The following is a 13,344-nucleotide window of genomic DNA, read 5'->3' as shown; positions in this document are numbered from 1 at the left end:
GCCGAGACCTACAGGATGCGCTGGCAGATCGAGACCTGCTTCAAGTCCATGAAATCCAGCGGGTTCAACATTGAGGACACCCACCTGGCTGACATCGAACGGATTGAAAGGCTCTTCGCCATCGTCACCATCGCCTTCCTTTGGGCATACCTGGTCGGAATCTCCAGAGACAGACTGGTCAAGAAAACCAGAATACTCAAGAACGGGAGAAAGGCCGTGTCATTCTTCAAGTACGGCCTGGACTACATCGCCGAGTGCATAATGAACCCTAATCATATACCTAAATTCGACATCTTTCAAATTTTGTCATGTACTTAGGTTTTTTCCACAAAACAGGTTTTCTTTTTCACACAACGGATTTTCTGAAATTAAAATCCTATCTTTGCAATTCTGAATCGAAATCATGGCATCAGGTTCGAAATTCATAGCAGACCGATTGTTTTCCTTGTCGAAGCAAAACCTTTCTTCGACGGTGATGCGCCTTGCCGTCACAAGCGTAGCCTTGGCCATCATTGTGATGATTATTTCGTGGGCTGTTGTCGTTGGTTTCAAAAACCAGATTCGCGACAAGGTCATCGGTTTTGTGGCACCCGTTCGTGTGCAGGCCTTGGACAAAAACGAGTCGGTCGAGGAAACGCCATTCCAATTGGATTCGCTTTTGGTCAGCCGGTTAGGTGCTTTTGATGAAATCAGCCATTATCAAATGGTTGCCAACAAGGCGGGCATGATTAAGACCGAGGATGAAATTCAAGGTGTGGTGCTGAAAGGCGTTGGCTCTGATTACGATTGGTCGTATTTCTCCACTTGCGTTGTCGATGGTGAAGTGCCTGTTTATTCCGATAGCGTTCGTTCCACTGAAGTCTTGATTTCCAAAGTCATAGCTGATAAAATGCTGCTGAAAACCGGTGACGAGGTCCGCGTTTGGTTTGTCGACAAGGACATGCAGGCGAGAGGACGAAAGTTTACCGTAAAAGGCATTTTTGAAACGGGCTTGTATGAGTTTGACGAGCGTTTCGTCTTTGCCGACATCAACCAAATCCGCAAACTGAACGGCTGGTCGGAAAACGAAACCGGATTGCTTGAAATCTGGCTCAAAGATGGTGCAAAGCCTGATGAGGTAAATTCCAAACTTTATTATAGCATTCCGGGCAATTTAGCCTCTTATACCGCACGCGAAAGCAATCCGCAAATCTTCGATTGGCTCGATTTGCTCGATACGAATGTGTGGCTCATTATGGCACTGATGCTCTTGGTGGCAGGCATTACGGTCGTCAGTATGTTGCTGATTATCATTATTGAACGTACTTCTACCATTGGACTTTTGAAAGCCATGGGAGCTACAAACAAGTTCGTCAGAAATGTTGTCTTGTTGCGCTCGATGAAAATCCTCGGCATCGGCATGTTGATTGGAAACGCCTTGGGTCTCGGTTTCTGCTTCTTGCAGCAATACACCTCATTAATAAAGCTGCCAGCCGAAACTTACTATCTTTCCGCCGTGCCGATTGAATTACATCTCACCACTGTAATTGCCATCAATTTAGGTACATTCGTCCTTTGGACTTTGATGCTGCTCATCCCGACAAGCGTCATCAACAGAATCACACCATCGCGCTCCATCCGGTTTGAATGAGAATGTTGTCATTCTAAATTATAATCATTAAAAATTGCAGTTTTTCTTTTCATTTGAAGAAAAAACACTACTTTTACCGCAATAAATCAACATTTGAAATATGGAAAACTTTACCATTGAACCGTTGAAAGGTTACGGTGAAATACCTTTCGGAATGACGCTTGACGAAGCCGTCAAAATGCTCGGAATGCCAAACTTTTACGAGGAACTGAACGACATGGAGGAAACGGAAAACCGCTCCATTTATTACGAATATGACGACTTGCAGACCAACATTTATTTCGAAGGCATAACAAAATCGGTGGTAGCTTGCTTTGAGACTGAAAACGAAAATGCCACGCTTTATGGTAAAAAAGTCTTCGATTTGGACCAGAAAGCCGTCATCGAAATGATGAAAGCGAAAGGTTTCAATGAATTGGAACAGGAAACCGAAGACGGCGAACTGCGCATTTCGTTTGAAGATGCCCTCATCGATTTCTTCTTCGATGAAGGAGGCATGACTGCCGTCAGCTGGGGCGTTTTGGTTGACGACCAGGGAAATATCATTTAATTATTTGCTCGTTGAGCCTGTCGAAACGATAAATAAGCGAGCAACGCCCCTTCGACAAGCTCAGGGAGCGGGAAGAGATAAATTGATTTTTGTGACACAGCAAGAACGATTCGATGCTTTTGTCGCCTATTTCGCCGAGCACATGCCCGTGGCGGAATCGGAACTGCATTTCAGCAATCCATACGAATTGCTTGTGGCGGTCATACTTTCGGCGCAATGTACTGACAAGCGCGTGAACATGACCACACCGGCATTGTTTCAGCGTTTTCCGTCGCCAAAAGATATGGCGGAGGCTACCGTTGAGGAAATCTATTCCTACATCAAGTCGATTTCTTATCCGAACAACAAGTCGAAAAACCTGTTGGGCATGGCGCAGACGCTCGTGAATGAGTTTGGTGGCATCGTCCCCGACAATCTTGATGATTTGCAGCGGCTCCCTGGCGTGGGCCGAAAGACGGCAAATGTTATTCTGGCCGTGGCTTTCGGCAAACCAGCTATGCCTGTCGATACGCACGTTTTCCGTGTGGCAAACCGCATCGGACTGACCAAAAATTCGAAAGATGTTCTTGAAACCGAAAAAGTGCTGACGGCGCATTTCCCGAAGGGAGTGCTTTCAACCGCTCACCATTGGCTCATTCTGCATGGCAGATATGTTTGCATGGCACGTAATCCGCAGTGCGAAAAATGCGGAATAAATGATATATGTTGTTACTATAAAAAGAATTGTAAATGAAAAAGTTACTTGTAATCGCAGCTGTAATGCTTTGTGCATTTTCTGCATGTAAAAAAGAAGAATTGCCGCAAGGCAGTTTCGAAGCGAAATTCTCAATATCCGACCATCGCCAAGTTACCTTCTCAAAGGGAAACCTGCAATACAATGTTGCTGAAAAATATTGGCGTTTTGCCGAACACCAATATGATTTCATTGGTTTGGATAATGAAAATATAGGAACACCTAATGCTGAATGGATTGATTTGTTCGGCTGGGGCACATCTTGCTATTTGCAAGGTGCAAAATGCTATGTGTTAAATGATTACTATCAGCCGCAATATGAAAATGGAAAATTAAATCTAAATCATGAAAATGGTGCTGATTGGGGTGTGAACTGCATCAGAAATGGAGGAAACGCATGGGACATGTGGCATACTTTGAATGATTTAGAATGGGAATATATTATGTTTTACAGAAAAGATGCGGACCAAAAATGCTGCCAAGCTTTCATCAATGGAATTCGTGGTTTGATGCTCTTGCCCGACGAATGGACGCAACCTGATGGAGTCGGTTTTGCAACGGATGCAGAAGGCTGGCAGTATAACAATTACGACCTTCAAGAATGGCAGCTTTTAGAAAATGCTGGTGCTGTCTTTCTTCCTGCCGCTGGTTACCGCATCAATAATGATGTGCGTTCCATTGGCGAAGAAGGCCGTTATTGGACTGCTTCCGGATGTGATTTGCATCATGCCACAAGTATGCTATTCTATCATGTTTTGTATGGAACTCAAGATGCTCAAGCCAAGGGGTATGGCTATTCCGTAAGACTTGTTCATTATTGCGAATAGATTTTTTTATAGATAATTGATTATTAGTTATTTATCCGACTACAAACGACAACAAACGCTTACAGTCGACTACAAACGTTTGTTATCGTTTTTCTTTTTCCGAGATGTCGTTATTTTGCAGCGAGAAAAGGAGAAATGAGTATGGATAAACAAAACGACATTGAGAAATTTATTATTACGGAAGCAGAAAAAGAGGAGTTCGGCAAAAGGATAATGGATTGGCTTTCGGATGAAAACCTTGAAAAAGCAATAGGAAAGACGAGTCAGGAAATATTCGATGAATTTGATTGCGTCTTGCCGCAACCGATAGCTTATATTCCTGAAAAATATATGGTTGTGTTCGATGAAGACATCGTTGATAATCGCGTGTATTCCAGTATGGCATATTTCATTGACCATGCGGTGAACAACCATCCCAATATTAATAAGGAGAGGTATCTTTTGATTCAGGAAGTTTTGAATGATCCAGATGAGATAAAGGAAATCGTAAGGGAAAAGGTTTCAATTGCATTTGTCAAAAAAATTGATAGATATAATGCTGTTGTCATTCAGTTGGAAAAATCAGCAGAGGGAAAAATTATTTGGCACAAGTCGTTTTTTGACCAAAATAAAATGCCGTATGCCAGTGAAAAATACAAAAGCATACGGCCTATATCATCGGAGGGCGGCGTTTCCTCCATCATCCATGCCGAAAATTCGGCACACGGCAGCAGCCTTCCTGCTCGTGACGACGATGCAAAATTAGATATTTTTTCTGATATGGAAATGAATTGAGAAGAAAAACGACTTATAAAAAGATAATTTACTATTTTTGTAACCCTAAAATTTGAAAAGACTATGTTAGTAAAAGGAATTTTGGCTCCGGATTTTGAAACCACCGACCAACTTGGTAATAGAGTGAAACTGAGTGATTTTCGCGGAAAGAAAGTCGTGTTGTATTTCTATCCGAAGGATAATACCCCAGGCTGCACCCAAGAGGCATGCAATTTGCGCGATAACTATACTTTACTGCAGTCCAAAGGCTATGTCGTGCTGGGTATCAGTCCCGATTCGGAGGCTTCGCATGGTAAATTCACGCAGAAGCAAAACCTGCCGTTCCAACTGCTCACCGATGCCGACAAGGAAATCATGAATGCCTATGGTGTTTGGCAACTCAAGAAAATGTGTGGGTGTGAACACATGGGCGTGGTGCGCACTACTTTTGTCATTGACGAAGAGGGCAGGATAGAGGAGGTCATCGAAAAGGTGAAGGTCGCTAATCATGCTGCGCAAATCATTAAGTAAGTGGAAAGTTTGAAAGTACTAAAGTGGAAAGTTGGGAAGTATAGAAGTTGAAAGTTTGTAAAAAATAGCTCCCTGAGCTTGTCGAAGGGGCGGTTCAAAGGTGATAGTTTTGGTTTTTTGAACAATTGGAAACTGAAAACTGAAAGTTGAAAGTTGAAAGCTGAAAACTGATAACCGAAAACCGAATAATCTTTAAATCGTTGAATGTTAAATCTTTAAATATAAACACGTTATGACAACTGAAAAATCGCAAGACGAACTCGCTAAGTTAAAGCAGGAGAAGTTAAAGGCTTTGGAAGCCACCCTCGGTAACATTGAAAAGAATTTCGGAAAAGGCAGCATCATGCGTCTCGGCGCTGAAGCCGAAAAGATGGAGAGCATCTCCACTGGTTCGGTCGGCTTGGACTACGCCTTGGGCATTGGCGGTCTGCCAAAAGGAAGAATCATAGAAATCTTCGGACCAGAAAGCTCAGGTAAGACAACTTTGGCTTTGCACGTCATCGCCGAAGCGCAAAAGAAAGGCGGCATTGCTGCTTTCATCGATGCTGAACATGCTTTCGACCGTTTCTATGCCGCCAAATTGGGCGTGGATGTCGAAAACCTGCTCATTTCCCAGCCTGACTATGGTGAACAGGCTCTTGAAATCGCTGAAAACCTGATCCGTTCGGGTGCCATCGATGTCATCGTCGTCGACTCTGTCGCCGCCTTGACGCCAAAGAGCGAAATTGAAGGCGAAATGGGCGACAGCAAGATGGGCTTGCAGGCCCGTTTGATGTCGCAGGCCATGCGTAAACTCACGGCCACGATTAATAAGACTGGTTGCGTGTGCATTTTCATCAACCAGTTGCGTGAAAAGATTGGCGTCATGTTTGGCAATCCTGAAACGACCACGGGCGGTAATGCATTGAAATTCTACAGCTCTGTCCGCATCGACATCCGCAAGGTGAGTCAGATTAAGGACGGCGAAAACATTTTGGGCAGCCGCGTGAAGGTGAAAGTCGTGAAGAACAAGGTCGCGCCTCCGTTCCGCAAGGCTGAATTCGACATCCTTTATGGTGAAGGCATTTCGCGCACGGGCGAAATCGTCGATCTTGGCGTCGAAATGGGCATCATCAAGAAGAGCGGTTCATGGTTCAGTTACGGTGACTCGAAATTGGCGCAAGGCCGCGATGCCGTGAAGAAACTCATCGAAGACAATCCAGAATTGGCTGATGAACTCACGGCTAAGATTTTCGAAGCCTTGGAAAACAGCGAACAATAATGAATTTTCAAACGGATAGAGGTGCTGAAAAGCGTCTCTGTCCGTGATTTATAACACTGAATATGAAGAAGTTATTTTTACTTTTTGGCGTTTGTCTTGCATTTGCCGCCTGTAACGAAAAACCGAAAGAAACGGTTGAACAGCCAACTGATGTGAAAACTGTCGTTCCTGGCAGTCCGATTGCCATTTACACTGATTCCATTGCACAGGATAGCCTTCGTGCTGATTTGTATTTGAATCGCGCCCGTGCGTATATGGCTGAAGAACAAGTCGGTGCGGCCATGATGGATGTCAACAAGGCCATTTCGCTGAATCCTAATAATGTTGATTCGTATTTGATGCTGGCCGACATTTATTATATGTTGGGCGATGAAACCAATATCAATACGACTTTGAACCGTGCCGCCGAAATTGACCCGTTTGATTCCCGTCCTTTGGTGAAATTGGGCGAACTGAATCTTTTGCAGCAAAACTATAATCTTGCCGCCGCTTACATCGACAAGGCTTTGAAAACCAATTCCTACAATCCCAAGGCTTATTTCGTAAAAGGTATGTATTTTATTATTGCTGAGCAAGATACGGTCAATGCTTTGAAGAATTTTCAGTATGCATACGAGCAGGATGCCGCTTTCTACGATCCGGCAGAACAGATTTGCAGAATCTATGCCGTGCAGCAGCCGCCTTTTGCCTTGGATTACATAAGAAACGTGCAGAAGAATTTTCCTGATCGTGCCAATGCACGATATGAACTGGCCTTGTATCTTCAGGAACATGGCGAGCCGGAAGAAGCCCTTTTGCAATACGATACCTTGCTGATGGAACAGCCTGATAATTATATGGTTGTATATAATCAGGCATACGTCAATTTCATTTATCTGCGTGACAATGAAACGGCTTTGAGTTTGTTTGACCGTGCCTTGGAACTGAATCCTAATTATTTGGATGCTTTGTTCAACAAGGGCCGTGTTCTTGAGCAGATGGGTAAATATGCCGATGCCATCAACATTTATAAAGAGGTGCTGAACCGCCAGAAAGATTACGAATTGGCCATTCAAGCCCTTAACCGCATTCAGAATCAGGCAGAAGAATAATTGATAATAACGTATTCGAAATCAGTTGTTTAATTGAAATATATGTAAGTTCATTTTTCACGGCAAGCGGTTGCGAGCCGTTGAATGAAACAAATGGTTTTGATGAAGTTTTGAAAGTTTTGTGAAAATCCATAGCGATGCTCCAGATATATTGCAAAAACACCCAGACGACAAAAGAGTTTCAGGAAGGCACGACATTGTTGGAAATGTTGCCTGAATTTCAGTTTGATAGACCTTATCCGATTGTCTCGGCTAAGGTGAATAACGTTTCCCAAGGGTTGAAATTCCGCGTCTACAATAGCCGTGACGTTGAATTTTTAGATGTCCGTGAACACAGTGCCATGCTGGTTTATTGCCGTTCCTTGTGCTTCCTGCTTTACAAGGCTTCGCAGGATCTATTCCCTGGGAGCAAACTGAATATGGAGCATCCCATCGCCAATGGCTTTTACGGAAAGATTATCAAGGCTGATGGAAATTTGCTGAGTGAAACTGAAATTGGTGCTCTGCGTGAAGAAATGCAAAGACTTGTCAATGAGGATGTTCAGTTCCATCGTCATGAAGCACGGACCGAAGATGCCATTCGGATTTTCAACGATTTGGGCCAAAACGACAAGGTGAAACTTTTGGAAACCTGCGGTCAGGTGTATTGGGATTACTACACTTTGGACAATGTCACTGATTATTATTATGGTCGTTTGCTGCCTTCGACGGGTTTCTTAACCGTTTGGGGCTTAGAATCTTATCGCGACGGACTGCTTCTGCGTGTGCCCGATGGCAACAATCCTAATCGTCTTGCCGAATTACGCGAACAATCAAAGACTTTTGAGGTGCTTTCCGAAAGCCTGAAATGGAACGATTTCATGGGTTTGGGCACTGTCGGTGATGTCAATCTGGCTTGTCAAAACGGAAAGGCAAGCGAACTGATACAAGTGGCTGAGGCTTTGCAGGAAAAGAAAATCGTGCAGATTGCCGAGGAAATCGACCGTCGTTATCATGGCGAAAAACCAGTTCGCGTGGTGCTGATTACGGGTCCGAGTAGTAGCGGAAAGACCACTTTCTGCAAACGTCTCAGCATTCAGCTCAAGGCTTGCGGATTGAATCCTATTTCATTTTCAACGGATGACTATTTCGTGAACCGTGTTGATACGCCGAAATTTCCAGATGGCACATTCGATTTTGATAATTTCGAGACTGTCGATTACCGCCTTTTGGAGCGTGACCTTTTATCCATGCTGAATGGGGAAGAGGTTTCGGTGCCTGAATACAATTTTGTGACGGGTATCCGTGAATACAACGGCAAGACTTTAAGTCTGAAACCAGGTTCGGTTTTGTTATTGGAAGGTATCCATGCCTTGAATCCGCGTTTGACGGAGAAAGTGCCGGAAATCAACAAGTTCCGTATCTTCATTTCAACCTTGACTTGCACTTTGCTTGATGACCATAACTGGATTCCGACCGATGATAACCGTTTGTTGCGTCGCATTGTGCGTGATTACAACAAAGGTGCGTTTACAGCGCGTCAGACCATCAGCCAATGGCCGAGTGTATGTGCAGCGGAGGAAAAGTGGATTAATCCTTTTCAGGAAAATGCCGATGTGATGTTCAATTCGGCCTATCTTTTGGAGTTTGCCGTGATGCGCAACCATGCCGAACCGATTTTGGCAAGCGTTCCTAAGAATTGTCCTGAATATACTGAGGCGCACCGACTGTTACGTTTTCTTCATTATTTCACTCCTGTTCCTGACAATGAAATTCCAGCCACTTCCATGATAAGACAGTTTATCGGTGGAAGCAGTTTTAAGGAATAGTTAATAGTTCTAAGTCTGTGAATGAAAGTTGTTGTGAAAGAATCGGATATAGAAAAAGTGTTACAATTAAATCAAAAAACAGGAAGTTCATCGAACTCCCTGTTTTTGTTATTATGAATTGTAACTTTTATTCCGTCAACTCCTTGGCCGCCTTTTCCAGCTTTTCATCCAGACATTTCATGGCTGCGTCAAGGTTGCCGTCAATCTTGCCTTTCATGCTGAAATAGAACTTGATTTTCGGCTCGGTGCCTGAAGGACGGACTGTAATCTTCGAACCGCTTTCGGTGAAGAATTGCAGCACATCGCTCTTGGGCAGGTTGATGGCAGTGACTTTGCCCGTCAGCAAATCCTTGGCTTCGCAGGCTTTGTAATCGCGGATTTCAACCACTTTTTCGCTATCGATTTCAGTTGGAGGCGTGGTGCGGAACTTGGCCATCAAAGCCTTGATTTCCTCGGTTCCGCTGATGCCTTTCTTGGTCAGGGATACGAGCTTTTCCTTGTAGAGACCGAACTCCTTGTAGATGTCCATGAGCAGCTGGTAAGGTGTCTTGCCTTGTTCGGCAGCCCAAGCTGTGGCTTCGGCAATCATGCTGGTGGCGATGACAGCATCCTTGTCGCGGACGAAATCGCCAGCCAGATAGCCGTAGCTTTCTTCGCCGCCGCCAATGAACTGTTCCTTGCCTTCCAATTCCAAAATCTTGTCGGCAATGAATTTGAAACCAGTCAGCACGTCGTAACGCTTGACATCGTATTTCTTGGCGATTTCGAACAGCAGTTCCGTAGTGACGATGGTTTTCACAATGTATTCTTTTCCAGTCAGTTTGCCGAGTTCGTTCCAACGGGTGAGGAGGTAATAGACGAAAATACTGGCGGTTTGGTTACCGTTCAATAGGATGAATTCGCCCTTGTCGTTTTTCACGGCAATGCCCACGCGGTCGGCATCAGGGTCGGTGGCCATGACGAGGTCGGCATTCACTTCCTGAGCTTTCTTTACGGCCAATGCCATAGCGGCAGGTTCTTCCGGGTTTGGTGATTTTACGGTCGGGAAGTTGCCGTCGACAATCATCTGTTCCTCAACGCAGTAAACATTTTCGAAGCCTTTCATTTTCAGGATTTCAGGCACCAAACGGCGACCTGTTCCGTGGATTGGCGTGTAGACGATGCGCAGGTCTTTATGTTTCTTGATGAGGTCTAACGAGAGTGAAAGGCCATATACTTTTTCAAGGTAAATCTTGTCGAAGTCTTCACCTAAAACGGTGATGAGTTCGGGATTGCGCTTGAAGTTCACCATCGAAGGGTCGGTGATTTTCTCCACTTCGGCAATCACGTTCTTGTCGTGTGGGCTGACCAGTTGGCCACCGTCGTTCCAATAGGCCTTGTAGCCGTTGTATTCCTTCGGGTTGTGCGAAGCCGTGACCATCACGCCGGCCTGACATTTCATTTCGCGCACGGCAAAGGAAAGTTCTGGGGTAGGGCGGAGGCAGTCGAAAATGTAGACCTTGATGCCGTTGGCCGACATGACATCGGCGGTGATGTTGGCGAAAGCAGGGCTGTTGTTGCGTCCGTCGTAGGAAATGGCAATGCTGAGGTCTTTCTCGCCTGGGTGCATCAGCTTGATGTAGTTGGCGAAACCTTGCGTGGCCATGGCAACGGTGTAGATGTTCATACGGTTGGTGCCGGCACCCATAATGCCGCGTAGACCGCCTGTGCCAAATTCAAGGTTACGGTAGAAACTTTCCACCAGTTCGTTAGGGTCGTTGTCAAGCATGTCTTGGACTTGCTTCTTTGTTTCGGCATCGTAGAGGTCTGTCAACCAACTCTTTGCTCTTTCTATGATTTTAGGATCCATGTTGTTTATATGTTTATATTATGATGATTGTTTTTCGTGCGTCTGGCTGTGCCATCCGGCGGGGACTGACGTCACCTGCTTACTTGCTTGCGTCTGGCTGTCGCCATCCGGCAGGGACTGACGTCACCTACTTACTGGGATGCCGCCCCTACGGGGCTGGGATTCTGAGATTTTCATGCTTGTTCTTTAAGTTTAAGTCGGAGTTCTTCAATACACTTCACCAAGCTGTCGCGCCAAAATGGAATCGTTCTGTTGGTGTAGTTCTTGATTTTCGTCTTGTCCAAAACGCTGTAGGCAGGGCGATGTGCCTTGGCGGGATATTGGTCGGTCGTAATCGGGTTGACCTTACAGGTCTTTCCTGCGATTTCCATGATGGCCACGGTGAAATCGTACCAGGTGATGATGCCTTCGTTGGTGAAATGGAAGGTCTCTTGAATGGGGTTCAGACCGTTTTGGTTGACGAGGTGGATGAGCATTTCGGCCAAGTCGTAAGCCCAGGTCGGCGTGCCTTTCTGGTCGCACACCACGTTGATTTCATCGCGTGTGTCGGCCAGCATGAGCATGGTCTTTACAAAATTCTTTCCAGTGGCGGAATAAAGCCATGCCGTCCTGACGATGAAGTAGTTGCATCCGCTATCCCGAATCAGTCTTTCGCCTTCGGCCTTGGTGCTGCCGTAGACAGATTGCGGTGCAACGGGTTCACTTTCCTGATAGGGGCTTGTTCCATTTCCATTGAAAACATAATCAGTGGAGACGTGAACGAGCAAAGCTTCATGTTTTTTGCAGGTTTGCGCCAAAATCTGCGGCGCTTTCGCATTGATTTTCAATGCCAAATCGGGTTCGTCTTCAGCTTTGTCAACGGCAGTGTAGGCCGCGCAATTGATACAGACCTGAATTTCGTTGCTGGAGAAATAGTCTTCAACGGCTTGCGCATCGCAGATGTCGAGGCTATCGACATCGGTAAAAAACCAGTCGTGAAGCGTGTCGGTGCTTGCAATTTTATTGATTTCTGTTCCTAATTGACCTTTGCAGCCTGTTATCAGTATGTTCATAATCAGATGTTTAAAAGTTATGTACTAAGGCAATGCCTAACGATTCCTTGAGTTGAAGTTTGGGTATATTGTCGATGACAGTTTCCACGCCATCAATGTCTTTGTAGACCGGAAATGTGGTGTTGTGGTCGTATTTCAGATGTACGAAAAGCACAGCCGAAATGTTTTTGTTAATGATAAAGTTGATGTTGTTTTCCCAGTTCATGTCGATTTTCACACGTCCGTCGTCACGTCTTTCAGAATAGTTGTAAAAGCAGTTCAGAAGGGTAGAGTAGGTGATGCTTTTACCGATGTTTTGCTTATAGTTGATGATGATATTGGCACCAATGGCAGGAGCAATGTTTTCGCCGTGAATGTATGTCGAATCGGCATTATAATACCCCGCTTTGACACCGTATTGTCCTTGGTCAGCAAGTTCTTGTGCCATCACGAATGTGATTTTGCCGGCAAACGGACTAACATAGGCCTGAAAAATGTCTTTTTTCGTCTTGAATGTGTAACCTGCTGATACTGTGAGATAAGCTGGTGCAAAAAACGAAGAAATCCTGACTGAATCGTTAGGGTAGGTGTAACCGTTGGCAAACTGTGTGTTGAAAGTTGAGACGAGCGAAAAATTGACCCATTTGCCGCTTCTGCGTGAATATGAATAATGTAAGTCGATTTTATCGTCGGCTTTTTCAATACGTTTATCGGAAAAACGCGAAATGCCGAAAGCGAAGTTTCCGATGATTTTGCTCTCGTACCGTTTTTTGTTATTGGCTAAGGTGAAGTTGGCAAAGGCTTTTCCTGTTGAGGAACTTTCACCGCCGGCGGCCCAGTTGGATAGTGCCAGCTGGTTGATATTCAGTCCGAAATTACCACTGAAAGTAAGCCCTTCGTTGATGATGTCAATGATGTTTGCTTTGGGGCGTTTTCTGGCAGGCTGAGGAGGAACGAGGGAATCGATGTGGCGGTTGATGGCAGCCAGTTCGCTTTCGATGATTTGCCTTTCATTCACTATTTCGGCGTTATGTTTGTTGAGCACGCTCAAAGTCTTTCCGATTTGCTTTTCTTTTTGTTGAATGTCAAATTGTTGCTTGACTAAGGAATTCCTGATTTCCAGGTAATCAAGTGTATTTCGAAGTATTGAGTCGATTCTTGGCGTAACGAAATCTCTGTGATTTTGCGAAAATAACTGTCCCGGCATGATTATCATGGTGATAATCAATATAATGAAGACAGTTATTTTCTGATTGTTACACATAAACTGTATTTTTGCT

13 protein-coding genes are annotated in these 13,344 nt (G+C 44.9%); 10 read left to right on the top strand and 3 right to left on the bottom strand.

From position 1 onward, the window contains the following. From AC06MN_RS07250 to AC06MN_RS07205, 10 genes are all read left to right on the top strand, one after another. The coding region (locus AC06MN_RS07250; protein ID WP_475671690.1) for a transposase at positions 1 to 318 on the top strand (318 nt) is incomplete at its 5' end. Between the two features lie 85 nt (positions 319 to 403). Then, on the top strand, positions 404 to 1,630 hold the full coding sequence (locus AC06MN_RS07245) for an ABC transporter permease (protein ID WP_475671689.1): 1,227 nt from the start codon (positions 404 to 406) through the stop codon (positions 1,628 to 1,630). A 100-nt stretch (positions 1,631 to 1,730) separates the two neighbouring features. Next, a complete protein-coding gene (locus tag AC06MN_RS07240; RefSeq protein ID WP_475671688.1) occupies positions 1,731 to 2,180 on the top strand; it encodes a hypothetical protein in 450 nt (149 codons plus the stop codon). Between the two features lie 91 nt (positions 2,181 to 2,271). After that, positions 2,272 to 2,913, top strand: coding sequence for an endonuclease III (gene nth, locus AC06MN_RS07235; RefSeq protein ID WP_475671687.1), 642 nt, complete (start codon positions 2,272 to 2,274; stop codon positions 2,911 to 2,913). Beyond that, positions 2,910 to 3,740 (top strand): hypothetical protein, encoded by an 831-nt coding sequence (locus AC06MN_RS07230; protein ID WP_475671686.1) that lies wholly within the window; start codon positions 2,910 to 2,912, stop codon positions 3,738 to 3,740. The genes nth and AC06MN_RS07230 overlap by 4 nt, the downstream gene beginning before the upstream one ends. 141 nt (positions 3,741 to 3,881) lie before the next feature. Further along, positions 3,882 to 4,514, top strand: a complete 633-nt coding sequence (locus AC06MN_RS07225) for a hypothetical protein (RefSeq protein WP_475671685.1) — start codon at positions 3,882 to 3,884, stop codon at positions 4,512 to 4,514. A 63-nt stretch (positions 4,515 to 4,577) separates the two neighbouring features. Further along, entirely contained in the window at positions 4,578 to 5,024 is a 447-nt protein-coding gene (gene bcp, locus AC06MN_RS07220) for a thioredoxin-dependent thiol peroxidase (RefSeq protein WP_475671684.1), read from the top strand. 232 nt (positions 5,025 to 5,256) lie between these two features. Beyond that, a complete protein-coding gene (recA, locus tag AC06MN_RS07215; protein ID WP_475671683.1) occupies positions 5,257 to 6,285 on the top strand; it encodes a recombinase RecA in 1,029 nt (342 codons plus the stop codon). 62 nt (positions 6,286 to 6,347) lie between these two features. After that, the gene (locus AC06MN_RS07210) at positions 6,348 to 7,376 is read left to right on the top strand and encodes a tetratricopeptide repeat protein (RefSeq protein WP_475671682.1); all 1,029 of its coding nucleotides are present in this window, start codon (positions 6,348 to 6,350) and stop codon (positions 7,374 to 7,376) included. A gap of 137 nt (positions 7,377 to 7,513) precedes the next feature. Further along, complete coding sequence (locus AC06MN_RS07205) at positions 7,514 to 9,184, top strand: uridine kinase family protein (protein ID WP_475671681.1); 1,671 nt, start codon at positions 7,514 to 7,516, stop codon at positions 9,182 to 9,184. 127 nt (positions 9,185 to 9,311) lie between these two features. On the opposite strand, the gene AC06MN_RS07200 is transcribed toward AC06MN_RS07205, so the two are convergent. The 3 genes from AC06MN_RS07200 to AC06MN_RS07190 form a co-directional block, all read right to left on the bottom strand. Further along, positions 9,312 to 11,033, bottom strand: a complete 1,722-nt coding sequence (locus AC06MN_RS07200; protein WP_475671680.1) for a phospho-sugar mutase — start codon at positions 11,031 to 11,033, stop codon at positions 9,312 to 9,314. 173 nt (positions 11,034 to 11,206) lie between these two features. Beyond that, a complete protein-coding gene (gene rfbD / locus AC06MN_RS07195) occupies positions 11,207 to 12,085 on the bottom strand; it encodes a dTDP-4-dehydrorhamnose reductase (RefSeq protein WP_475671679.1) in 879 nt (292 codons plus the stop codon). A 10-nt stretch (positions 12,086 to 12,095) separates the two neighbouring features. Continuing rightward, positions 12,096 to 13,328, bottom strand: a complete 1,233-nt coding sequence (locus AC06MN_RS07190) for a DUF3078 domain-containing protein (RefSeq protein ID WP_475671678.1) — start codon at positions 13,326 to 13,328, stop codon at positions 12,096 to 12,098. Positions 13,329 to 13,344 lie beyond the last annotated feature (16 nt).

Source organism: Candidatus Limimorpha sp. (genome assembly GCF_056203535.1).
This window is presented reverse-complemented; position numbering and strand designations above follow the sequence as displayed.

Excerpts from the sequence above, each read along its gene's own strand:
- AC06MN_RS07245 (WP_475671689.1), top strand. The coding sequence starts at position 404 with ATGGCATCAGGTTCGAAATTCATAGCAGACCGATTGTTTTCCTTGTCG.
- AC06MN_RS07240 (WP_475671688.1), top strand. The coding sequence starts at position 1,731 with ATGGAAAACTTTACCATTGAACCGTTGAAAGGTTACGGTGAAATACCT.
- AC06MN_RS07230 (WP_475671686.1), top strand. The coding sequence starts at position 2,910 with ATGAAAAAGTTACTTGTAATCGCAGCTGTAATGCTTTGTGCATTTTCT.
- AC06MN_RS07225 (WP_475671685.1), top strand. The coding sequence starts at position 3,882 with ATGGATAAACAAAACGACATTGAGAAATTTATTATTACGGAAGCAGAA.
- bcp (WP_475671684.1), top strand. The coding sequence starts at position 4,578 with ATGTTAGTAAAAGGAATTTTGGCTCCGGATTTTGAAACCACCGACCAA.
- recA (WP_475671683.1), top strand. The coding sequence starts at position 5,257 with ATGACAACTGAAAAATCGCAAGACGAACTCGCTAAGTTAAAGCAGGAG.
- AC06MN_RS07210 (WP_475671682.1), top strand. The coding sequence starts at position 6,348 with ATGAAGAAGTTATTTTTACTTTTTGGCGTTTGTCTTGCATTTGCCGCC.
- AC06MN_RS07205 (WP_475671681.1), top strand. The coding sequence starts at position 7,514 with ATGCTCCAGATATATTGCAAAAACACCCAGACGACAAAAGAGTTTCAG.
- AC06MN_RS07200 (WP_475671680.1), bottom strand. The coding sequence starts at position 11,033 with ATGGATCCTAAAATCATAGAAAGAGCAAAGAGTTGGTTGACAGACCTC.
- rfbD (WP_475671679.1), bottom strand. The coding sequence starts at position 12,085 with ATGAACATACTGATAACAGGCTGCAAAGGTCAATTAGGAACAGAAATC.
- AC06MN_RS07190 (WP_475671678.1), bottom strand. The coding sequence starts at position 13,328 with ATGTGTAACAATCAGAAAATAACTGTCTTCATTATATTGATTATCACC.